This window comes from Arthrobacter sp. Leaf337 (assembly GCF_001423745.1).
Classification (GTDB): domain Bacteria; phylum Actinomycetota; class Actinomycetes; order Actinomycetales; family Micrococcaceae; genus Arthrobacter.
This window is the reverse complement of record NZ_LMPC01000027.1, coordinates 40,645-62,047: the sequence shown is the minus strand read 5'-3', so window position 1 is coordinate 62,047 and position 21,403 is coordinate 40,645. Positions and strand designations below refer to the sequence as shown.

The following is a 21,403-nucleotide window of genomic DNA, read 5'->3' as shown; positions in this document are numbered from 1 at the left end:
CGTAAACGACAGTGGCATATACCCGTCTTTGTGACGCATGTTACCTGTTGCTACCTGTGTTACAGCATCCCTTACCCGACGAAATGTTGTTGCGGCCGTGGTGCCACCCATCATGTGACGCAACTTATGTCAGCCGATACACTATGGGCATACTTGCAACTCTTCCTTGGGGGACTCGCATTGGGCCGATCGACCACGTTTCAAACTGGTTCGCCGCTCGACGCGAAGACGATACTCGGCGGACCGAGGATAAGCCCGATCGCTTGATGGGCGCTCACTTGGTAGTGCTCTTGATCCTGTGGCCTTTGGTGGCATTCCTGACGCAAGGGAAGTAGCCGAACCGTAGTGCACGGCGAGTACGATAGCGGGATGGGTGCGTGGAATGGGCGGACCACGAAATGACTGGGGAAACATGAGAACGCTAGAAATCACGCGGGACAACGCCCTGAATCTGATCAGAATTTTGCTGGCGGTTCTCGTGATCGTGTCACATTCATTTCCAATCGGCGGATTTGGTCCAGACCCGGCAGTGGGCGATCTTAGCCTCGGCCATTTCGCTGTTGGTGGTTTCTTTGCAATCAGTGGCTACCTCATTACGCGCAGTCGTTTTCAGTCCGGACTGGGCACGTACATGTGGAGCCGGGTCTTGCGAATTTTCCCGGGGTACTGGGTCTGCCTGGTCTTCACAGCTTTCGCAGCAACTGGCTTAGCAGGCGCCTTCCGCGGCTCGTGGACACTGCTCGACGGACTGAAGTTTCTGGTCAGCAACGCGCTGATGATCAAAGCTGGCGGCGGTGATATCGGAACGACCCTGGCGGGGGCGCCTTACCCGGAAGCCTGGAACGGCTCCCTCTGGACCTTGCGCTACGAATTTGCCTGCTACGTCGTGATCGGCCTCGTACTGCTGGGGAGGAAGGCTCGAACGACAGTAGCCCTGTTCCCGATTGCGCTTGTCGCTGCGACTGCGGTCAGCGTTGTCATCGATCTACGAGGTACCGGCGGAATCGTTGGGGAGCTCGGCCTGCTGGTTCCGTTCTTCGTCGCCGGCGCCGCGCTCCACGCCTACGCCGAGAAAATACCGTCGCTCGCGAGCCTCGCAGCACTTGCGGCAGTCGCTATCGTAGCCGCCAGCGCTCTTGATTTCGGACGCTCACTGACGGCCCTGCCGACGGCCTATTTGATGATGTACCTTGGGAATTCCATGCCGAAGATGGTGAGGCACATCGGAAGCAAGACGGACATATCTTATGGGACATACCTGTACGCCTTTCCGGTCCAGCAGTTGCTAGTCCTGGCCGGGGCTCACGCACTGGGGCCCTTGGTGTATGTGACGCTGAGCATCGTATGCACACTGCCCCTTGCCTTTGCGAGCTTCCTATCGGTGGAGAAGCCCGCGCTCAAGCTGAAGACAAAGCGTTCGGCTGGCGCTGCGCCGGCTAGGCAGCGGTCAGCTGCGGGGGCCACCCGGTGAGGCAGGCAAGTCGAATCCCAGTACCTACCCTGTCGCAAAGTGATAAGCAGCCTCTACATCACAAGCTGGGTTTCCGTCGTCTGGTGGCACTTGCCTCGAACGTTCCAATGCTTGGAACGGCCATGCCCTTCGGCTTCATACTCGCACTCGCGACGCTTCCGCTCCGTAGCGCTACCAAGGCTCCTGCCGGGCTGAAGCGAATCCTCCTGTTTGCTGGGATCGGCTCGGCGTCCTTCGTACTGGTCTGCGTGTTCAAGGGCGTTGAAATCCCGGACTCGAACGTTGGGCAGTCGCTGTCGTTCGCTATCTTCCTGTTCGCCTTCAGCCGGATCACCACGAGCAAGATCGAGGCGGCGCAACTCCTGGCATGGTTCACGTTCGGGCAATTGCTGTACTACTTGATCGCACGGCCTGAAAACACGCTTGGTGGGTTCGATGACCTTTGGAAGTACGGCATCGCCTACCCCGTGGGAACAGTTCTGGTTTACATCTTCATGAACTCCCGCGCCAAGCCAATGCTTATCCCAATGCTCATCCTGGTTGGTATCGCCAGCATCTTCTGGGACTACAGATCAATGGGCTTGGTCTGCATGCTCTCGGCGGTCGCAATCTACGTGAAGGGCGGCCCACGCAAGGGGCGGCCTATGCGAGCTATTGTCGGCGGGATCATCGTCTACGTTCTGTCCGAAGTCCTACCGTCGGCCATGAAGGCCGGGTACTTCGGCTTGGAGATTCAGCAGCGCACCATCGGCCAGACGCTCGATGACACACCGGCGATCCTCGGCGGACGCACTGAATCGCCCTTGTCCATTGCCATGATCATGCGAGAGCCACTATTTGGCTGGGGCAACGTTCAGAGCCTCGATCCGATCACACTGGCGGAAGGCGTCCGGGTCGCGGACTTCCTAGGTATGCACAACCCGGCCATGTACCTGCCGGTCTGGATCCGCGCCGGGCACCGCGTGTCCCTTCACTCCATCTTCTTTACTGCGTGGGTCGAAGGCGGAGTCCTCGGCGTGCTGTTGCCAGTGGCCATCCTGGCAGTGCTCGTGCTCGCCATAATCCGCGTGAACGGCGCCATGATGCCCATCGTCGTATTCGCGTCGCTCCACGGTATCTGGGACCTGTTCTTCTCCCCATGGGGCGGCAACCAGTCCATCGCTTTCGCCTGCTACACGATCCTCGCGCTCTGGAGTCTCACCCAAGTGAGGACTCCAGAGCCTGAGTTGGAACCTACACCACGTTCACTTGCGGGTGGTACAAGGTGATCGAGTCGCCGTTGCGGATCTTCGTGAGCTGGAGTTCGATCTCCGCGTAGTGCGTCCCTGCAGGAACCTTGAGCTGCGAGTAGGTGGGCAGCAGTGACAGGCCCGTGTTGGTCCCGGTCGGAACCGTTGTCAGCGTCATGGCCGCTTCTGCGGACATGAAGGTGACGCCGTTCTGCGCTTTGAAGTTGATGTATCCAACGCGCTGCGAGTCGGATCCCGTCACGGTGATGTCCGCCCGGATGTCCGCGAGGAACATTCTGCCGACGTAGACCGGAACCTTGAAGATCGCGTTGTTGGTCCCGGCTGCCGTGGCCGGCGCAGCCCAGATCACTGCCGAGATGGGCTTCGTTCCGGACTGGTCGGCGAAGATTTCCGCACCCTTGACATCGCGTCGCCTGCAGATATTGACGGGACAACTGTGGGCAGCGCTGCTGTCTGAGTCCGGCCTGGCACAACTGATGCGCCGAAGTACGGGCGCAAGTCGGTGGTGCCAACCCCACGGAAAATCCCCCGGCTTGATCCCCGGCGCCCGTTAGTCTCGTTGACGTAAGGCTTATGCGGGAAGACCGCGAGACGGCTGGCGAACGAGGCCGACCAGGCCCATCCGTGCCCCAACTGAATGTCGGCTGGTTGAAGACAAAGGCGTCCAGCGAGGTTTCATCAATGAAGTCGCCGTCACCGTTCCACAGGTCGAGTAGCTCGGTATGCGCCCCGGTGATGACGAAGCGGACACCATTGAACACGGAGCGGGCCACTGCCCCGGTGTGCTGGAAATGCCCTTCCGCGCCGGTCCATGTGGTTCCCGCTGAGCCGTTGCCCTTGGTTTCAACGTGCCGACCGGTCATGACGAAGAACGCGTTACCCCTGTAGGCGACCTTGTTGTAGTCGAGTGAGCTTTTCATCAGGACCACATGGCGGCCTTCCTGTTCCGGCAGGCCGCAGCCCGAAGGACTATGTTCCGCCGGCGGAGTCGCCGTTCGCCGACGTGCCCACGACGCACAACTTCTACAAGGAGATCTCCTGGCTGGCCAAGCAGGGCATCAGCAACGGCTGGACTGAAGAGGACGGGTCCAAGACTTTCCGGCCGGCAGCCTCCATCCTCCGGGACCAGATGGCGGCGTTCATGTACCGCTACAAAGTGCAGCCCTGACGGATGGTCCCTGCGCGCCGTTGTGTTACGCAAGTGACAGAGCATAGCGAGTGTGAGCAGTGATACATTCTGCATGTGACTACTGGGGGAACTTTAAGGAGATAGTTGCATGTTTGAAGGTGTCCCCGATGAGGACGCGTGGCGGAACTGCACCACGCTCGAAGGCGCTTGCGAACTGACTTCACGCTGGCTTGAGGGTTCCCTCCGCTACGTGCCCGGTTATGCCGCGCCGCAGTACGCCGAAGAGAACGGCTCCATGAGCGAGGCTTTGGCCGCGATCAACCGGCTTGGCTTCCTCACGGACGATTCCCAGCCCGGGAGCGAGATGTCCAGCGGACACGGGCAGCGCGCCTTTGTGACCGGCCGCTGCACGGGCAGTCGGCAGCCATTATTTCCCCGGTGCTGCCCTACGGACCCGAGCAGTCCCGCTGGTTCATCAAACGGTTGCAGGAGACGGAGGCACACCACTAAAAACCGGCGGAGCCGTAGGGCTAGCAATTCATAAACACGTTGTTACACTCGTGCTTGACGCGGATTCCGCGGTCTCTATTTCCCGCGGTCCGGCTCCTGGGGGGGGGGGGCGACGCCTGGCCCCTAGGATTTCGCGATGTTGCACGCTCTGCGCACCCGTCTGTCCGCCCGCTTACTGATACCCGGTGTCCGGGCGCTGGTCTGCGGCTCCGTGGTTTCACTCCCGGCTGCCGCTGACGGCGCGCCGGTGCTTCCGGTTGCGCCGGCGGCTCCCGCCGTCAGCACCGGTGCTGCCACCGACCAGTTCATTGTGAAGTTCAAAGACAAGACCGCCGCGGGATCTCCCATGCGGACAGAGTCCCTCGGCAAAGCGGCCCGGAACTTGGGTGTCCCTGTGACCGACGTCCGCGGAACAGCCGCAGGTGCCCGAGTCCTGCGGGCCGAACGCACGCTGGATGCCGGCGAAACCGAAAAGGCGCTGGAGGCGCTGAGGGGGGATCCCGCCGTCGAATCCGCCGAACCGGACATCCGGATGTACCCGACAGCGGAGCCGAACGATCCGTACTATCCGCTGCAGTGGGGACTGCTGTCCGGCGGCTGGCCCGGCACAATGAACATGCCCGACGCGTGGTCACTCAACCGGGGCGCCGGCGTGGTGGTGGCCGTAGTGGACACCGGGATCACCAGCCACTCGGAACTGAATGCTAGCGTGCTCCCCGGCTACGACATGATGTCCGATCCCGCCTACTCCAGGGACTCCAGCGGCCGCGACGCCAACCGGCGCGACGAAGGTGACTGGACCCCGCCCGGCATGTGCGGTGACGGTGCACCCGCCAGCCCTTCCTCATGGCACGGCACCCAGGTGGCAGGCATCATCGCCGCTGCAGCCAACAACTCCAGCGGCATCTCCGGAGTTGCACCCGAGGCGAAGATCCTGCCGGTCCGCGCCCTGGGGCCCTGCGGCGGCTACATGTCCGACATCGCGGACGGTATCGTCTGGGCCGCCGGCGGGTCGGTCGCCGGACTGCCGGCGAACCCAAACCCCGCCCGCGTCATCAACCTGAGCCTCGGCGGTAACGTGGCCTGCCCGGCAACCTTCCAAAGTGCCGTCAACTTCGCTTACGAATCCGGGGCGGCAGTGATCGCCGCTGCCGGCAACGAGAACCGGCCGGCTGCCGATGCCAGTCCGTCCAACTGCCGGAACGTCCTCTCTGTCGCCGCCCTCACCCGCACGGGCAATCTGGCACCGTACTCCAACTACGGAGCAGCCGTCGATGTGGCGGCGCCGGGCGGGAACATGACCCAAAACCCCGCGGACGGCATCGTGGTGCCGTGCAACCAAGGCACCCAGGCGGCAGGAGCTGAATGGCGGAACGGCTGACCTGTTCCTCCGCTGAGTCGCTGATGCAACCGGGGTCCTGAGGACGTGCCGGTTGACCTATGGCGCGCATTATGGTGCCAGCAAGGATATCCCAAACGGCGGACCACGGGGCCAAGGCTGCGACACCTGATTCAGGCCCGCCCAGTTGTGACGGGAACATGCAGCAACGCTGTCTTCACTCGACTTTCCGCTGAACACAACCAGCACGAAACTCGGGCCTGAGCCAGGCCTATTGGACGCTAAAAGTGGCGCGGCGGCGCATGGCGGATCGAGCAACTTGACGGGAGGGCATTTAACGGCGCGCATGTAACACCCTGAGGATTAGCTTTGGGCGCCGATTTGAACAGGCATGCGCTCGCGAAGGCGCCGACGCCGACGCCGACGCCGACGCCGAACTCGTGGTCCCCAACGCAATAGTTAAGGACCAGCCCGTCCTGGTGGACCTCGGCGGCCAGACCGTCACGCTGTTCTACCTGGGCCGCGGCCACACCGACGGCGACCTGCTGGTGGGAACCTCCACCACCCTGTACGCCGGCGACCTGGTGGAGCAGGGCTCTCACCCGTCCGTCGAGGACGCCTTTCCGGAAGAATGGGCCGATGCCCTGCGGCACATCTCGGCGCTGCGGCACCGCTACGAATTCCTGATCCCGGGCCACGGCGAACCCTGCAGCGACCAGTTCGTGAAGACCATGGCCAACACCATGTCCACCGCCGTCCGCCAGGCCATCCAGTCCATCCGAGACACCCCCAGCGACGCCACCAAGGCGATCCCGGTGCTGCCGTACGGGCCGGAGCGGAGCAGTCCCGCTGGTTCATCAAGAGACTGCAGGAGACGCAGGCGCACCACTAGGGACTGTAAGAAAAACGGTGGGAACGGCGTGGCCTGACCGAAAGGCGAGGCTATGACCGAGACCGCAGAGATGATCGATCCCATGACCGGAGAGATCATTGATCAGAAGGAGCTCGCGGAGGCGCTGCTGGAGCAGGCACGCGAGCAGGGCGTGAGCCTGCTGGGCCCGGGTGGGCTGCTGGCGGGCCTGACGAAGAACGTGCTCGAGACCGCCCTGGAGGCGGAGCTTACCGAGCACCTCGGCCACGTGAGGCACGGGGCGGCCGAGCACGGGAACGTGCGCAACGGGACCCGGACTAAGACCGTGTTCACAGAGGTCGGCCCCGTTGAGATCGATGTTCCCAGGGACCGCGAAGGCAGCTTCAAGCCGCAGATCGTAAAGAAGCGCCAGCGCCGCCTGGACGGGATCGACGAGCTCGTCTTGTCCCTGACCGCCCGTGGCCTGACGACCGGAGAGATCGCGGCGCACTTCGATGACGTCTACGGCGCCACTGTCTCCAAGGACACCATCAGCCGGATCACGGAGAAGGTCTCGGAGGAGATGGCCGAATGGACCAACAGGCCTCTGGACCGCGTCTACCCGGTGGTCTTCATCGACGCTATTCACGTCAAGGTCCGCGACGGGCAAGTGCGCAATAAGCCCTTCTACGTCGTCCTGGGCGTCACCGTGAACGGTGAACGCGACATCCTCGGAATCTGGGCCGGAGACGGCGGCGGGGAGGGCGCGAAGTACTGGCTCGGGGTCCTGACCGAAATCAAGAACCGCGGCGTGGAGGACGTGTGCATCTCGGTCTGCGACGGGCTCAAGGGCCTGCCCGAGGCGATCACCGCGGTCTGGGAACAGGCCACCGTCCAAACGTGCGTGATCCATCTGATCCGCAACACTTTCCGCTACGCGCCCCGCCAGCACTGGGACGAGCTCGCACGGGACCTCAAGCCCGTATGCACCGCCCCGACCGAGGCTGCAGCCCGTGAACGGTTCAGGGAATTCGAGGCCAAATGGGCCACGAAGTACCCGGCGATCGGACGGCTCTGGCGCAACGCCTGGACCGAGTTCGCCCCGTTCCTTGACTGGGACGCCGAGATCCGCCGGGTGATCTGTTCGACCAACGCAATCGAATCCCTCAACGCCCGCTACCGGCGCGCGGTACGGGCTAGGGGCCATTTCCCGAATGATGCCGCGGCGCTGAAATGCCTCTACCTCGTGACCCGGTCCCTTGACCCCACAGGGCAGGGCAGGGCCGGGCACGATGGGCCACGAGGTGGAAGCCGGCATTGAACGCGTTCGCGATCGCATTCGAGAACAGAATCAATTAATCACATGCCAGGCCAGACCTACCGTTAATCTGACAGGCCCCACCACTAAGGGACGGTGCGCTTTCGCGTACCCTCTAGCGTTCAGTACTCCGCATTGCGGGTTTTGCATGAATCTTCAATGGATGGGCTATTCTGACTCTGCATTGCGGGTGTTGGGGGCGGGGTAGCGTATCTGGCTCTGGTGCCTTGCTGACATCTGGGGGTTCAAAATTCGTCGTTGGTTTTCGGTCGGTCTCGCTGCTACCTTCGTTATCCTCCTCGTATTCACGTCACCCGCAGCGAGTGCGGCGACCGCTCTGGATGTCACGCCGCCGGCGTTGACGAGTGTGTCATTGGTGTCGCCGGAAGTTGTCGGTCCGGGGGAGACAATCGGTTTTGCCTGGACGGTTTCGGATACATCTGACATCGCCCATGTTGAGTTCTGGCTGTACGGTCCCGGCAAGACTCAACGGATCTTGGGGCGGGGTGCCGAATCTCGTGTTGGCGATCTGAGCAGTGGTTATTCTTCCGCGGTTGTGGACGCACTTACCTGGTCCCCAGGGGCGTACAGGATCGGGTTTATCGAGTACATGGATGTCGCGGGAAACCGGACGCAAACCCTGAATCCTACGGATGGCCTGGAGCTGGAACTGCTGACCTTCACTGTCGAAGGCACCGCTCCGGATGTCACGCCGCCGGCGTTGACGAGTGTGTCTTTGGTGTCGCCGGAAGTTGTCGGTCCGGGGGAGACAGTCGGTTTTGCCTGGACGGTTTCGGATACATCTGACATCGCCCATGTTGAGTTCTGGCTGTACGGGCCGGGTATGACGCAACGGATTTTCGGGAGGGGCGCCGAATCTCGTGTTGGCGATCTGAGCAGCGGTTATTCTCTAGCAACTGTGGACGCTCTTACGTGGGCAGCGGGAACGTACAGGATCGGGTTTGTCGAGTACCTGGATGTCGCGGGAAACCGGACGCAAACTTTTAACCCTACGGATGGCCTGGGCTTGGAGTTCCTTACCTTCACCGTTGAAGGAACCGCTCCGGATGTCACGCCGCCGGCGTTGACGAGTGTGTCTTTGGTGTCGCCGGAGGTAGTTGGGCCGGGGGAGATGGTCGGTTTTGCCTGGACGGTTTCGGATACGTCTGACATTGCCCATGTTGAGTTCTGGCTGTACGGGCCGGGTAAGACGCAACGGATTTTCGGGCGGGGTGCCGAATCTCGTGTTGGTGATCTGAGCAGCGGTTATTCTCTAGCAACTGTGGACGCTCTTACGTGGGCAGCGGGGACTTACAGGATCGGGTTTGTCGAGTACATGGATGTCGCGGGAAACCGGACGCAAACTTTGAACCCTACGGATGGCCTGGGCTTGGAGTTCCTCACCTTCACCGTCGTCGACGCCGAACATCAGAAATCGCCGCTGGCAGTCGTCTTCACTGACAAGGACGGGACAGCGGAGGACACCTACACGGTTCCGGCCACAGACGGTGTCGACTACCTCCTAGGCGACACCGTCGTGCAACCGGGAATATACGCGGGCTCGGGGACCGTTACTGTTAGGGCTCGGGCGGAGCCGGACTACGTCCTCGCGGGTGGCGCCCCCATAGAGTGGAGCGCCACGTTCAAGGCAACTCCCTACAGGGTGACGCCAGCAGCGGTGACATTTACGGACAAGGACGGCACTGCGGAGGACGCTTACACAGTTCCGGCGACCGAGGGCGTTGAGTACCTGCACGGCGACGCGGTCGTTGAGGCTGGGACTCATCCGGGCACCGGCGCAGTTACCGTGCGAGCACGAGCCAAGGCCGATTACGTCCTGGCTGAGGGCGCGACCGCGGAGTGGAGCGCCACGTTCAAGGCGACGCCCTACTCGGTGACCCCTGCCGCCGTCGTATTTGCCGATAAGGACGGCACGGCCGAGGACACGTACACGGTCCCTGCGACCGAGGGGGTTGAGTACCTGGTGGGCGACGGGGTCGTTGAGGCTGGGACCCATCCGGGGTCGGGAACTGTGACAGTCAAGGCTCGGGCAAAGGCCGATTACGTCCTGGCCGAAGGCGCGGCTGCCGAGTGGAGCACTACCTTCAAGGCGACGCCCTATTCGGCGACTCCCGCCGCCGTNGCTCGGGCAAAGGCCGATTACGTCCTGGCCGAAGGCGCGGCTGCCGAGTGGAGCACTACCTTCAAGGCGACGCCCTATTCGGCGACTCCCGCCGCCGTGGTATTTGTCGATAAGGACGGCACCGCCGAGGACACCTACACCGTCCCTGCGACCGAGGGTGTTGAGTACCTGCTCGGCGAAGCGGTCGTTGAGGCTGGGACTCATCCGGGGTCGGGAACTGTGAAAGTCAAGGCTCGGGCAAAGGCCGATTACGTCCTGGCCGAAGGCGCGGCTGCCGAGTGGAGCACTACCTTCAAGGCGACGCCCTATTCGGCGACTCCCGCCGCCGTGNAAGTCAAGGCTCGGGCAAAGGCCGATTACGTCCTGGCCGAAGGCGCGGCTGCCGAGTGGAGCACTACCTTCAAGGCGACGCCCTATTCGGCGACTCCCGCCGCCGTCGTATTTGTCGATAAGGACGGCACCGCCGAGGATACCTACGCGGTTCCGTCGATGGAAGGCATCGAATACCTCCTCGGGGACACCGTCGTCGAAGCAGGAACGCACCAGGGATCCGGGACAGTCACTGTGAAGGCGCGGGCCAAGGCGGATTTCGTCCTGGCCGAGGGCGCGACCGCGGAGTGGTCCTTCACCTTCAAAGCGACTCCGTATGCGGTGACGCCTGCCGCTGTCGTGTTCACGGACAGGAACGGCACCGCCGAGGACAGCTATACAGTTCCGGCCACCGAGGGCGTTGCGTACCTGCTCGGCGACACCGAAGTTGAAGCCGGAACGCATCCGGGGTCGGGGACCGTCACAGTGAAGGCTCGGGCGAAGGCGGATTACTTCCTGGCTGAGGGTGTCACAGCCGAATGGTCTGTCACGTTCAAGGCGACCCCCTACACTGTGACTCCTGCCGCCGTCGTGTTCACCGACAAGGATGGCACCGACGAAGATAAGTACACGGTTCCGACCACGGTCGGTGTCGAGTACCTCGTGGCTGGCATCCTCACCGGGGCAGGGGACTACCCCGGCACCGGGACGGTCACCGTCGCCGCCCGAGCCAAGACGGACTACGTCCTGGCCGAAGGCGCTACCGCCGAGTGGAGAACCACTTTCAAGGCGACCCCCTACGCCGTGACACCTGCCGCCGTCGTCTTCTCCGACAAAGACGGCACTGCAGACGACACCTACACGGTGCCGTCGACAGACGGCGTTGACTATCTGGTGGGTGGCCAGGCTGTGGAAGCCGGGACCCACGCGGGAATCGGCACGGTGACTGTCACAGCCCGCGCCAAAGCCGACTACGTCCTGGCCTCGGATGCCGCAGCGGAATGGACGGCCACGTTCAAGACCACGGCCGCCGCCTACGAGCCGCCGGCTACCTCGCCGTTTGCGGATGTTTCCACGGGCCAGCAGTTCTACAAGGAAATGGCCTGGCTGGCGGAGCGGAAGATCTCCACGGGATGGACTGAAGGGGATGGGAGCCGGAGTTACCGGGCCCTGCAGCCGATCAGCCGCGACGCCATGGCGGCGTTCCTGTACCGGATGGCAGGTTCGCCCGCCTACACGCCGCCTGCGGCATCGCCCTTTGCTGACGTGTCCACCGGTCAGCAGTTCTACAAGGAGATGGCGTGGCTGGCTGAACAGCGGATCTCCACCGGCTGGACCGAAGCGGACGGGAGCCGGTCCTACAGGCCGCTGCAGCCGATCAGCCGCGATGCGATGGCGGCGTTCCTCTACCGGATGGCCGGGTCGCCGGACTACACCCCGCCGGCGGTGTCACCGTTTGCCGACGTTTCCACCGGCCAGCAGTTCTACAAGGAGATGTCCTGGCTGGCCGAGAACGGCATCTCCACCGGCTGGACCGAGTCCGGGGGAGCGCGGTCCTACCGGCCGCTGCAGCCCATCAGCCGCGACGCGATGGCGGCGTTCCTCTTCCGCCTGGACAGTCTCCTCCACTAAGCGGCCCAGGGCTGCGGCACCCGGGGCTGCGGCAAGTCCGTGGTTCTGGCCGGGCGGCAGGGGCGGATGGGGGCCGACGGTTGCCCTCCAGCGTGATGCTGGTCCTGGCAGCCGTCGGCCCGCCCTGCTGCCTGCCGGCCCATGACCCGGCAGGCCCCGGCGGCGGCCATGCCGCCGGATGATTCAGGAACGATCAGATGCGCAGCAGGGACCCGGCTGATCGGCTGCGGTCTCCCAGGACCGCCGATGGGGGTGTCTTCCTATTTCTTCAGCGGCGCCATGGCGAAGCGGTTGGGCAATGCCTGGGCGAAGGCTTCACCGGTGGCCGGATCTGCGGTGGTTCGCCAGTCGATGACGGGGTTCCCGGGCTGGTCTTCCTCTTTGGAGAATTCGAACCAGACGGCAAGTTTGAGTTGGGGGAACCGTTGCTGGAGGTCGGGGTCGAAGAGTTGGTTCCACCACGCTTCCTTGATCGTCAGTTCCGGGGCGCCGTCGCTTCGCGAGGTGTTGTAGAAAGCAGCTGTCTCCGAGATCGCGAACGGCTTGTGGTGCCCGGCAGCATATTCGGCGTGGAAATCCGGTACGGCGGTCTGGTCTGAATCGGGGTTCTTGTACATACCGGAGATCTTGGCCGCGAGCTTGCCGGGCTCCGGGACTGTGTTCTCGCCCCAGGGGTAGGCATAGCCAAAGTGGTACAGGGACAGGCCGACCCAGTCCACGGCGTCGTCTCCGGGCCAGTAGGGGGCGTAGGGGTCGTCGTCCATGTTGACTTTTTCGTCTTTGTTGGTGTCGAGGGCCTGGAAGTCCGGGGTGCCGCCTCGGGCGGCGTAGGGGCCGCCTTCGAAGGGGTAGCCTCCGCCTTCGTTGGGGGACCAGAGCATGGCCGATGCCGGGGATTTATGGACGGCGTCGGCGACCTGGCGGAACTTGTCGATGTAGGCTGCCGGCTGCTGGGCCCACGGGTACCAGGAACCGTTCATTTCGTGTGCGAACCGGACCATGACAGGTACCCCCTTACGGTTCCAGTTGGTCAGGGCCCGGGTCAGGTCCGTGAGCGACTGCGGGGTCACAACGCTGAGGTCCTTTCTTGGTTCGATGGTGAGCATTAGGGACGATCGGTTCTTGGCGAGGTCCTGGATCTCGTTGCTGACGAGGTATTCGTCCTCGGCGGTCAGCGGGAAATTCACGTAGCGTCCGTAGAGGGCCGGGGTTGAACCGAGTCGGGCGGCGTAGCCCTCCACGTCGTCGAATTCGGAGTCGAGTTGGATGCCGAAGTAGGTCTGGCCCGCCGGCGGGAGCGGGAACCTGCCCGGGGCTTCGTTGAAGGTGACCGCGAGGCCGCCGGTGGTCAGCGCGATGACTGACATCAGGAGGGCAAGGTTCCTGAAAATCGGGGGCTTCTCCATTGGTTACTCCGATGGCTTTTCGGTTTTCAGGACGATGAACGTCACCAACAGCGCCAACTCAGTCAGGAGGGCTGCTGCGATCGTGACGGACAGCAGGACCGGATGAACCGCGAAGTGCACGGCCATTGCGAGCGGGATCAGGATGTACGCACCGGCCAGGAGGAGGGCCGCGAACACCAGGGCTACGCAGCTGATCTGTGACCTGAGCAGGGCGCGCTGCACGGACGACGACGCGTGCAGGTTGACCACGGTGTAGTGGCCCCGGGCATGGGTTTCCGGGTGGAAGCCTCCTTCGGCGACTAGGGGCGAGTTGTTGATGAGGATGGAGGTGCTTTGTTCCATGGCTAGTCACCGCTCCTGATGCTTTGGAGGTCTGCTTGTTTGGTTTTAGGGGTGGGTACCCAGCTGACTTCGCGCATTCCCCCGGCCCACTGGAGAACGGCCCAGAGCGCTGCCGAGCTTTCGATCAGGCCGGCGACCGGGGCCGCGACGAGGGCCCTGGCTATTTCCGCCGTGCGGCTCCAGCGGTCCAGGCCGGCGTCTGCGACGTTGTGCCAGGCTCCGATGAAGACCGAGCCCATCCACATGATTCCCACGAGGGCGAGCCACGCGCTCCCTGGCGCTGGCAGCGGAGCCTCATTGTTGAATAGCAGCGATTCCATGGATCGGACCAGGAACACAGGGAAGATGATTGCGGAGAGCACACCGACTACCGCTCCGAGGGCGAAGGTGCCGATCCGGTAGCGGGTGCCCCATACCAAGGATGTCCTCGTCCTGCGGGGCAGCGACTTGAAGAGGGGATTGCGGCTCATGGCGTTCATCCCCTGGAGGACCCCGAAAATCCACCGGTATCGCTGCTTGAAGGCACTGCGGACGGAGAAGGGAGGCTGTTCGAGCATGACGCACCCGTGCCAGCCAAAGACGTCCGTCCCGTAGCCGGTGAAAGCCTTCATCCCAAATACGTAGTCCTCGGCAATGAACGGCTGGCCGTCGAGGCAGCCGATGTCCCAGCCAATATCGTTTTCCAGCGACTCGTCGATGACGAGGTTTGATCCGTGCAGATGCAGGGGAGCGCCGGACTCCATGACCTGACGGCATTCGTAGCAGCCGATGGGGCGGTTGGCTTCCATGGCGCGGCAGAGGACAGAGGCGTGCATGTATTCCAGCGGATAGTAGATAGGACCTTCGAGGATTCTTTTGTTTGTTGTGGCCAGGCAACCGATGAGTTTGCGCAGCTCGGCCGGGACCATAACGCTTTCCTCGTCGTAATGGACGATGAAGGTCCGCCCCGGTTTCCGGTTCCACAGCGCGCGGCGCTGCTCCACCACGTAGTGCAGCCCCCGGGCCTTGAGCCGGGTGCCGTTCGGTGTTTCGTATACGTGCGGGACGACGAGGGTGTCAACGACGATGGGCGAGCCGCGGAAAGCGTTCCGGAACACGTCCGGCTGCGCCGCTGATTCGGTCACGACCTCCACGGACAGGAACCGGCCGTAGAAAGCCGGATCCTCCAACGCCAGTGCGACAATGTTGCGGATTCCCCGCGCTATCACTTCCGTGCTCCCCGCTGATCCGCGGGTGGTGATCTGGATTTTGACATAGGGCACGTCCAAGGCGTGCAGATCGTCGGTTGAGACGGGCTTGCTGCGGCGGAAGCGCTTCCAACGGAACAGGAAACTCCACCAGTAGGAGGCCATCCGCACGCCTATGAGGGAAACACCGACGAACACGACAGGGCCGAGGATGGTGAGGACTAAATTGATCGAATCGGGCATGGGGCACCGTCCCAGGGTGGCAGTAGTTTTGCAGGGGCAACGAGGAAGACGCTCGGATGCACCCGCCGCCGGATGGCCGCCGGTCAACGGGGATCAATACCGCGAGGGAATTCGATGAATGCCAGAAACGCAAAAAACGGGTCCGTCGCCGGCACCCGGGCCGCTTGTGGCCCGGACCTGCATCGGGACTCGCTCCGTTTCTGCCACCCGGTCGTTTCCTCAGTACGTCCGACCCTACGGAGAGGTTCCCCGGGTGACACCAGTAGGGGATACCCGAATTGGTACGCACTGGTAGCAGTCCACCACTCGGATTTCATGCCAGGCTACTTGTTTAACTCCTGCCAACTGAGAAACTTCCTGCTCATGCCTAACACTCGTCATTCGCGCACGGCCCCCGTAATCACCAATGTGTTACACAAGTGACGAAGCGTAACCAGTGTGAGCAGTGATACATTCTGCTTGTGACTACTGGGGAACTTGAAGGAGATAGTTGCATGTTTGAAGGTGTCCCCGACGAGGACGCGTGGCGCAACTGCACCACGCTTGAAGGCGCTTGCGAACTGACTGCGCGCTGGCTTGAGGGTTCCCTCAGCTTCGTGCCCGGTTATGCCGCGCCGCAGTACGCTGGCGAGAACGGCCCCATGAGCGACGCCCTGGCCGCCATCAACCGGCTTGGCTTCCTTACGGACGACTCACAGCCCGGGGCGGAGATATCCAGCGGCCACGGGCAGCGGGCCTTTGTGACCGGCCGGTGCACGGAACAGTCGGCAGCCGTCATCTCGGCAGTGCTTGTTGAAACGGACCTGGTGGTGCTGGTGTTCCCTCCGGGGGAGTCGGGCAACGGGCAGATCTGCGTGACGCTGGACGGGGCGAGGGAGTTCACCTGGCTGGGCAGCTCCGGCGGTCCATCCTATGCCCACGAGACCTACACGGACTGGACCAACGAGACACTGGCCAAGTCGCTGGCCGAGTGCTGGGAACTGCAGATCTTCGACCCCGTCTGGGGCCGGAACTCTAAGCTGGTTCCCCTCCTGCAGAATGCACTGATCACCGCGAAGGGCTGAGACCCCTGCAACCTTTGTGAAGGGTGGCGGCAACCGGGCAGGACCGCGGCGCCGCCACCCTTCGTGAGTGACCTTTTGTTAGGAGTCAGCTACTTCGGGCACTTGTGGTCCGGGTTGTACGCCGCGAACATGCCGTCCGGATTGTCCTTCCATACCCAGGCGTGCAGGGCAAAAGAACCCGGGAACGGCCCGTTATCGAAGTCCAGTCCGGCGATCTCCGGCCGGTCCTTTGCCGTGGACAGGAACTCCACCGCCACCAGCTTCATGCGTCCGCGATCATTTGGCATGTACACCAGAATCTCCGGCTTGCGGGCCTGGGTCTTGTCATCGATCAAGGATTCCTTGGCGTAATGGAATCCCATCGCGCCGACGCCGTCCTTCTCGATGCATTCGGTAATCTTCTTGTAGCCGTCCCTCTTTGCGTTATCCAGCCAGCGGTAATCGTCAGTGACATCCCGCAGCGTTTTGACCAGCTTGCGCTGCTGCGAATTCTTCTTCCAGTCGTCGCTTTTGTCCGAGTCGCCGCCGCGCCCGGACCCGTCATGCGCAACGGCGGTTGCGGGTGCGAGCCCCACGGCCAGCACCGCTGCGGCCACCATGGACATCAGTCCTGTTCTGGTGCGATTCCTCATTTTTTCTTCCAACCCTCTGAGACCCGAGATTATTGTTCGGCAAGGGACGCGAAGCACGGGGCGGGATGCCCTGCCTTCGCCAGGATGCCGGCGGACCCGATGGGTACGGCCGGTGTTGGGCCGTCCGGGTGGAGAATATCCATCGATTGGGGCGGCGTTAAAAGTATGCTCCTCCGCCGGGAAGTGGCGCTAGATGCGGTGCGAATGTTTTAAAAGCAGGGGGTTTTCGCTGTTATTGAATTGCTGAAATGCCCGCTAACACTCTTGCCGCTCTTCCGGAAAAGCAAGTACCGTTTACATCCTCTTACGAGTGGTGAAACCCCGAAAAGACGAGTACAGACCACTCTGTCTAGAGGAGTTGGAGGCCCGTAGCGTAAGTGCATGATTAGAGCCATCAAGGAAGCGTTCCGCCGCTTCGTGGCGAGGAACATCGTCGCTGATGATCCGTACCCCGTCCGATCCTGGCTGGACCAGCAGAACATGCCCCCGGAAACCCGGAACTCTTTCCCGCTGCGGGATGCGAACGGGTTCTCGCACTAATTCCTGCGTCTTAAACCGCTTGACTTGGTTTTCCTGAAACATTGTGCAGGTACTATCGCCGTCATGGGGAAATATACGAGTGGTCTGACGTCCAGGGATTGGCGGCGTGAGGTGCGGAAGCGGCGTTTGCGCGTGCTGGCCAACGTGGGGCTGGCGGCGCTGGCCGCTGCCACCGCCGTCGTGGTGTGGATGGCGCTGGGTCGCTGAGTCGGGAATCACACGGCCTAAAACCGGCATCCAGTTGACAGGTTTTGTGGCGCGCCTATACTGCGTTGGACAAATCAGGTGCGGCCACCATAGAGTGATCCACGATCCGACATGGGGGATCCCACCGTTCGTTGCCGGCCGTTAGCGCGAAAGTTTCCACGTAGCGTGCCAGCCTCGAGTGCAACGACGCATTCTGGAGGTAATTCCGTGGCCCTGACCGACTATGCCTTTGCGCTGTGCGCATTGATGGGAACCCTGTTCATTCCGTTCACCGCTCTGTACCTGCTGCTCCGCCTCAAGCGCGGCGCCGCAGCGAAGCCCGTTCCCGTAAAGGTCCGCCGGTAATGCCCTACGTAGATATCAATCCGCACCGCTCCGGCCCCAAGTGGCGCGGTTACCTGCTGCTCGGCGTCCTCGTGGTGATCACCGCGGGCGTGGTGGCAGCGGCGCTGTTCCAGGGATAGACAACCCCGAATCGATTCGGCTTCCCGGCGCACGTTCGTAGCAACAAGTTAGGCGAACAAACCCGCTTCTTGTAGCCTAGAAAATGTGGCATGAATACCGCGGTGGGGCTGGGCTGGCGCGGTTTGCCCGGGCGAATGGGGGGGCCATGAGCGATTTAGGCGTGGCTGTAGTCATTGAGGATGACGCCGACGTGCGCAATCTCTTGCAGTCCGTGTTGCTTCAGGCGGGATTTGTAGTTCATATCGCATCCGATGGCCGCATGGGTGTGGACGTCGCAAGGGAAAAGCAGCCGGATGTGGTGACCTTGGACATCGGGCTTCCGGATATTGACGGGTTCGAAGTTCTGCGCCGTATCCGTCAGTTCAGCGGCGCTTATGTCGTCATGCTCACCGGCAGGACCGACGAGCCTGATCTGCTGACAGCTCTTCAAGGCGGGGCTGATGACTACATTACCAAACCATTTCGGCCTCTGGAGTTGCGAGCCCGGATATCGGCGATGATGCGTCGGCCTAGGCAAGACTCCTCCGCAGATCTCGCGGCCGAAAAGCGCACGGCTGCTAACACCCCGGGCCTGCTCCGGCATAATGGCCTGGCGCTGAACGCCAGGAGCCGGACGGCCGTCCTGGGCGGGGCTCCTGTCGAATTGACGCGCAGCGAATTCGATCTCCTGCACGAGTTGATGCGCGGAGCCGGAGCGGTAAAGTCCAGGAGTGAATTGGTTCGGGTTGTCCGTGGCGACTACTACGGCGATAACGACTATGTCAGCGAAGCCGATGAGCGGGCGGTTGAGGTCCACATCGGCAATCTTCGCCGCAAGCTCCGGGACAACCGCGAAGATCCGCGATGGCTGCAGACGGTCCGCGGCGTGGGGTACAGACTCCCGCCGACCAGGCCGGAACAGGTCGAGGGGCCGTCGTAGAGCCACGCAGCGCCGCCCTGAAGCGATCTCAGGGGGCAAGGCGGTGTCAATTAGCTGCACCGCACCCTTGCCCATCACCATGTCCCGGCGGTGGGCCCGGACGTAGCCCACGCTTCCACACACGGTGGCGGCGACCACTGTCAAGGCAAGGCATCCGGTCCCAACCTGAAGCGCCTTGTGATGGAACAGATCTGTCGGGCCGAGTATCAGTGCTGCAGCCCCTGCCAGTGCGAAAGCAACTACAGTCGCTAAAAGGCAGGTGAGCGCGGGTTAACCGGACAGCGGGACGGGCGGGTTGCCGATTTGCCCCTGGCTGGGCGGCAAAGCTGCAATACTCAGCCTATTGATCGGGACTTATGCCCCTATCCTCCGACAACTCGAGCCCCGGCCAAGGAGGCACCGACCGCTTCAGATTGAACCGGATCCGACGTTCAGGTGATATTGAAGCCCGCGCTGGTGACGCTCAGTGTTCCGTAATGCGCCATCAGGTGATAGGCGCCTTTACCGGTGATCGAGAGCCCGCTGAAGGTGGCCAGACCGCCGGCGAGATACTGCGGTGTTGCGCCCCTCAGGTTACCGGACTGTTCGACTTTGGTGATGGTCACGGGGTTAGCACTCGTGATCAGCGGATTCCTGAAGGCATCCAGGACCTGGGCAGTAACAGGCGCCATCGTTTGCCCATTGGCCGTGCCGACCGGCCCTTGAACGAACTCAATGATCGCGGCCGTGGAAGCCGAAACATTAACCGGCGTCGAAACCTGCGCCAGCCCTGCGGCGGTGATGCTAACGCTGTAGGAACCGGCTTTGGTATCGCCATAGTAGAACGACGCCGACGCGGAGCCCGCGACAATCGTCACCGTCGTGACGGCGGATCCGCCAGCCGTTGTAGCGAACAGCTTGGTGCCGCTGGAGTTCGAGGAGAGTGTAAGCGCGGTGTTGCCGGCGATCACTGGGTTTCCATAGGCGTCCTGGCGCTGAACAGTGAACGGCCCGATGTTAGCGGCTGCGGACGCTGTGCCAGCAGCGGGACCCGTGACCACAAGCTGCGCGGCGGCCGCTGCCGTGACAGTGAACGGGGCGCTCACCGACCCGGAAACGCCGGGGCTGGAAGCCAGCAGCGTGTAACCGGTGCCGGCTTTGTTGATGGACAGGCCCGTGAACGTGGCCTCACCCCATGTATCGGTGGTCGCCGTCAGTGTGCCGGACAGCGTCCCTCCGCCCGGATTGTTGCCGATGCCGATGGTCATCTGCACCCCGGGCTTCATCAGCTTGAGCCCCAGTGCAGTCCGAAGCTCCACGGTCACGCCCTGCAGGGAAGCCCCGGCCGTTGCGCTGGCTGCCGGCTGGACGATGAAGTTGATGGTGTCCATGTTGTTCACCGTGACGTTTCCGCTGGCTGCACTGACCGCAGTCCAGGAGCGGTGGACAGCGGTGACCAAGTACGTGTGCGTACCCTCTGGAACCGAGGAGTCCGTGCAGCTGGTGCCTGCTATCGGCGATGCCGGGCTGCTGCCACAGGCCAGAACGGATGTGGAACCGGTGATGCGGCTGACGAAGTAGCCCGTCGCTGCGGGCGTCCCGGCCGACCCTGTCCAGGACACGGACACGTTCGAGTTGCTGCTCGACGGTACCGTCACATTGGTGGGCGGCGCCAGAGTGGTGACGGCCGCCGTCGTGCTTCCCTTTCCGGTTGCCGACCAGTATGCGGATGCTGCCGGAGCTCCCAAAAGTACCGCAAGAACCAGTGCGACGCAGACCGCAATGCCGCGACGGATCAGGCGCTGAAACAGCACCAGCCCCCGCCGGAAGCCGCGTGGGCATTCGGGGGAGCTGGTGTTGTGCCTGCCGGACATACGCACCTTTTCGACATCGGCTTTGGGGGTGGTGGGGTGCCACGTTCACCATTGGGGAATGAACCTGACGGTGTTGAGAAGGAGCGTCAGCGCGCTACCCCTTCACTTTGCTTCGAAGTACAGCGGTACCGTGACGCCCTGGCAATCGTCCTGGTTGGCGGCCTTGTTGACCATCTGGATGGTGACCGTGCCGGAGGCAGTAGCCCCTGCGGCAAGCTGGCCGGTAGCGATGGAGGGCGAGGTGACAGTGAAGTCGGCAGCTGAGCAGGTTCCGGAAACCCAATCCGTGCCGTCAGCCTTGGCCACCTTGGCGGTCACGCTTGCCAGGTTCTGCGAACCGGTGTTTTCGTTCTTGACCGTGAAAGCAACAGTCTGGATGGGGCCGCCGGGGCTCAAGGCGTCGCCGGTGGCCGGGCTGCTGAGGACCTTGAACGCCACCGTCTGGCCGGCGGTTGCCGCACCGGTGCCGACGCCAACTGCGGACCAGTACGCGAAAGCCGCGCCGCCGCCGATTGCCACCATGGCAGCGGTGGTGATGATGATGCGCTTCTTGCGTCCAGCTACTTTGCTCATTCCAGTACCCCTTGAACTTGT

General features: G+C 62.7%; 17 protein-coding genes and 3 pseudogenes. 13 read left to right on the top strand and 7 right to left on the bottom strand.

Annotated features, from left to right (window positions below; genetic code table 11):
• Positions 1-412: 412 nt before the first annotated feature.
• Positions 413-1,471, top strand: a complete 1,059-nt coding sequence (locus ASF98_RS17605) for an acyltransferase family protein (protein WP_055804516.1) — start codon at positions 413-415, stop codon at positions 1,469-1,471.
• Between the two features lie 122 nt (positions 1,472-1,593).
• Positions 1,594-2,739, top strand: coding sequence for a hypothetical protein (locus tag ASF98_RS17600; RefSeq protein ID WP_055804514.1), 1,146 nt, complete (start codon positions 1,594-1,596; stop codon positions 2,737-2,739).
• On the opposite strand, the gene ASF98_RS17595 is transcribed toward ASF98_RS17600, so the two are convergent.
• The gene (locus ASF98_RS17595; RefSeq protein WP_055804511.1) at positions 2,705-3,070 is read right to left on the bottom strand and encodes a hypothetical protein; all 366 of its coding nucleotides are present in this window, start codon (positions 3,068-3,070) and stop codon (positions 2,705-2,707) included. The two genes, ASF98_RS17600 and ASF98_RS17595, sit on opposite strands and share 35 nt — an antisense overlap.
• Positions 3,071-3,628: 558 nt before the next feature.
• On the opposite strand from ASF98_RS17595, the gene ASF98_RS17590 reads away from it, so the two are divergent.
• The 6 genes and pseudogenes from ASF98_RS17590 (at position 3,629) to ASF98_RS24885 (ending at position 11,951) form a co-directional block, all read left to right on the top strand.
• A complete protein-coding gene (locus ASF98_RS17590; protein ID WP_055804509.1) occupies positions 3,629-3,889 on the top strand; it encodes an S-layer homology domain-containing protein in 261 nt (86 codons plus the stop codon).
• Positions 3,890-3,998: 109 nt separating this feature from the next.
• Positions 3,999-4,250: pseudogene (locus ASF98_RS25200) on the top strand (DUF6919 domain-containing protein); the annotation flags it as partial.
• A 246-nt stretch (positions 4,251-4,496) separates the two neighbouring features.
• Positions 4,497-5,741, top strand: a complete 1,245-nt coding sequence (locus ASF98_RS17585; RefSeq protein WP_055804506.1) for a S8 family serine peptidase — start codon at positions 4,497-4,499, stop codon at positions 5,739-5,741.
• A 389-nt stretch (positions 5,742-6,130) separates the two neighbouring features.
• A pseudogene (locus tag ASF98_RS17580) lies at positions 6,131-6,591 on the top strand (MBL fold metallo-hydrolase); the annotation flags it as partial.
• 52 nt (positions 6,592-6,643) lie between these two features.
• Positions 6,644-7,908, top strand: a pseudogene (locus ASF98_RS17575) (IS256 family transposase).
• Between the two features lie 2,591 nt (positions 7,909-10,499).
• Entirely contained in the window at positions 10,500-11,951 is a 1,452-nt protein-coding gene (locus tag ASF98_RS24885; protein WP_156372466.1) for an S-layer homology domain-containing protein, read from the top strand.
• 260 nt (positions 11,952-12,211) lie between these two features.
• Here ASF98_RS24885 and ASF98_RS17565 read toward each other — a convergent pair whose 3' ends face one another.
• Genes ASF98_RS17565 through ASF98_RS17555 form a run of 3 tightly spaced genes read right to left on the bottom strand, consistent with a single transcriptional unit; the run spans position 12,212 to position 15,129 of the window.
• The gene (locus ASF98_RS17565) at positions 12,212-13,357 is read right to left on the bottom strand and encodes a glycoside hydrolase family 26 protein (protein ID WP_055804503.1); all 1,146 of its coding nucleotides are present in this window, start codon (positions 13,355-13,357) and stop codon (positions 12,212-12,214) included.
• Positions 13,358-13,360: 3 nt separating this feature from the next.
• Positions 13,361-13,699 carry a hypothetical protein gene (locus tag ASF98_RS17560; protein ID WP_055804499.1) on the bottom strand — a complete coding sequence of 113 codons (339 nt, stop codon included), beginning with the start codon at positions 13,697-13,699 and terminating at the stop codon, positions 13,361-13,363.
• Between the two features lie 2 nt (positions 13,700-13,701).
• Complete coding sequence (locus tag ASF98_RS17555; protein WP_055804496.1) at positions 13,702-15,129, bottom strand: glycosyltransferase family 2 protein; 1,428 nt, start codon at positions 15,127-15,129, stop codon at positions 13,702-13,704.
• Between the two features lie 494 nt (positions 15,130-15,623).
• On the opposite strand from ASF98_RS17555, the gene ASF98_RS17550 reads away from it, so the two are divergent.
• Positions 15,624-16,193: a DUF6919 domain-containing protein gene (locus tag ASF98_RS17550; RefSeq protein ID WP_055804491.1), complete on the top strand. Its 570-nt coding sequence runs from the start codon at positions 15,624-15,626 to the stop codon at positions 16,191-16,193.
• A gap of 89 nt (positions 16,194-16,282) precedes the next feature.
• Here the strand turns inward: ASF98_RS17550 and ASF98_RS17545 are convergent, their stop codons facing one another.
• Positions 16,283-16,825, bottom strand: coding sequence for a hypothetical protein (locus ASF98_RS17545; protein ID WP_055804489.1), 543 nt, complete (start codon positions 16,823-16,825; stop codon positions 16,283-16,285).
• A 381-nt stretch (positions 16,826-17,206) separates the two neighbouring features.
• Here ASF98_RS17545 and ASF98_RS24240 point away from each other — a divergent pair, with 381 nt between their 5' ends.
• From ASF98_RS24240 to ASF98_RS17540, 4 genes are all read left to right on the top strand, one after another.
• Positions 17,207-17,365 carry a hypothetical protein gene (locus tag ASF98_RS24240; protein WP_156372457.1) on the top strand — a complete coding sequence of 53 codons (159 nt, stop codon included), beginning with the start codon at positions 17,207-17,209 and terminating at the stop codon, positions 17,363-17,365.
• A 63-nt stretch (positions 17,366-17,428) separates the two neighbouring features.
• Positions 17,429-17,572: a hypothetical protein gene (locus ASF98_RS24235; protein WP_156372456.1), complete on the top strand. Its 144-nt coding sequence runs from the start codon at positions 17,429-17,431 to the stop codon at positions 17,570-17,572.
• Positions 17,573-17,779: 207 nt separating this feature from the next.
• The gene (locus tag ASF98_RS24230) at positions 17,780-17,917 is read left to right on the top strand and encodes a hypothetical protein (protein WP_156372455.1); all 138 of its coding nucleotides are present in this window, start codon (positions 17,780-17,782) and stop codon (positions 17,915-17,917) included.
• Between the two features lie 265 nt (positions 17,918-18,182).
• Positions 18,183-18,956: a response regulator transcription factor gene (locus ASF98_RS17540; protein ID WP_055805081.1), complete on the top strand. Its 774-nt coding sequence runs from the start codon at positions 18,183-18,185 to the stop codon at positions 18,954-18,956.
• A 431-nt stretch (positions 18,957-19,387) separates the two neighbouring features.
• Here the strand turns inward: ASF98_RS17540 and ASF98_RS17535 are convergent, their stop codons facing one another.
• Both ASF98_RS17535 and ASF98_RS17530 read right to left on the bottom strand, forming a co-directional pair.
• Positions 19,388-20,809 (bottom strand): hypothetical protein, encoded by a 1,422-nt coding sequence (locus ASF98_RS17535; protein WP_055804487.1) that lies wholly within the window; start codon positions 20,807-20,809, stop codon positions 19,388-19,390.
• Positions 20,810-20,911: 102 nt separating this feature from the next.
• Complete coding sequence (locus tag ASF98_RS17530) at positions 20,912-21,382, bottom strand: hypothetical protein (protein ID WP_055804484.1); 471 nt, start codon at positions 21,380-21,382, stop codon at positions 20,912-20,914.
• Positions 21,383-21,403: the final 21 nt, after the last annotated feature.

What these genes read in the sequence shown, in the direction of transcription:
- ASF98_RS17605 (WP_055804516.1), top strand. Translation starts at nt 413, where the DNA reads ATGAGAACGCTAGAAATCACGCGGGACAACGCCCTGAATCTGATCAGA.
- ASF98_RS17600 (WP_055804514.1), top strand. Translation starts at nt 1,594, where the DNA reads ATGCCCTTCGGCTTCATACTCGCACTCGCGACGCTTCCGCTCCGTAGC.
- ASF98_RS17585 (WP_055804506.1), top strand. Translation starts at nt 4,497, where the DNA reads ATGTTGCACGCTCTGCGCACCCGTCTGTCCGCCCGCTTACTGATACCC.
- ASF98_RS24885 (WP_156372466.1), top strand. Translation starts at nt 10,500, where the DNA reads ATGGAAGGCATCGAATACCTCCTCGGGGACACCGTCGTCGAAGCAGGA.
- ASF98_RS17565 (WP_055804503.1), bottom strand. Translation starts at nt 13,357, where the DNA reads ATGGAGAAGCCCCCGATTTTCAGGAACCTTGCCCTCCTGATGTCAGTC.
- ASF98_RS17560 (WP_055804499.1), bottom strand. Translation starts at nt 13,699, where the DNA reads ATGGAACAAAGCACCTCCATCCTCATCAACAACTCGCCCCTAGTCGCC.
- ASF98_RS17555 (WP_055804496.1), bottom strand. Translation starts at nt 15,129, where the DNA reads ATGCCCGATTCGATCAATTTAGTCCTCACCATCCTCGGCCCTGTCGTG.
- ASF98_RS17550 (WP_055804491.1), top strand. Translation starts at nt 15,624, where the DNA reads ATGTTTGAAGGTGTCCCCGACGAGGACGCGTGGCGCAACTGCACCACG.
- ASF98_RS17545 (WP_055804489.1), bottom strand. Translation starts at nt 16,825, where the DNA reads ATGAGGAATCGCACCAGAACAGGACTGATGTCCATGGTGGCCGCAGCG.
- ASF98_RS24240 (WP_156372457.1), top strand. Translation starts at nt 17,207, where the DNA reads ATGATTAGAGCCATCAAGGAAGCGTTCCGCCGCTTCGTGGCGAGGAAC.
- ASF98_RS24235 (WP_156372456.1), top strand. Translation starts at nt 17,429, where the DNA reads ATGGGGAAATATACGAGTGGTCTGACGTCCAGGGATTGGCGGCGTGAG.
- ASF98_RS17540 (WP_055805081.1), top strand. Translation starts at nt 18,183, where the DNA reads ATGAGCGATTTAGGCGTGGCTGTAGTCATTGAGGATGACGCCGACGTG.
- ASF98_RS17535 (WP_055804487.1), bottom strand. Translation starts at nt 20,809, where the DNA reads ATGTCCGGCAGGCACAACACCAGCTCCCCCGAATGCCCACGCGGCTTC.
- ASF98_RS17530 (WP_055804484.1), bottom strand. Translation starts at nt 21,382, where the DNA reads ATGAGCAAAGTAGCTGGACGCAAGAAGCGCATCATCATCACCACCGCT.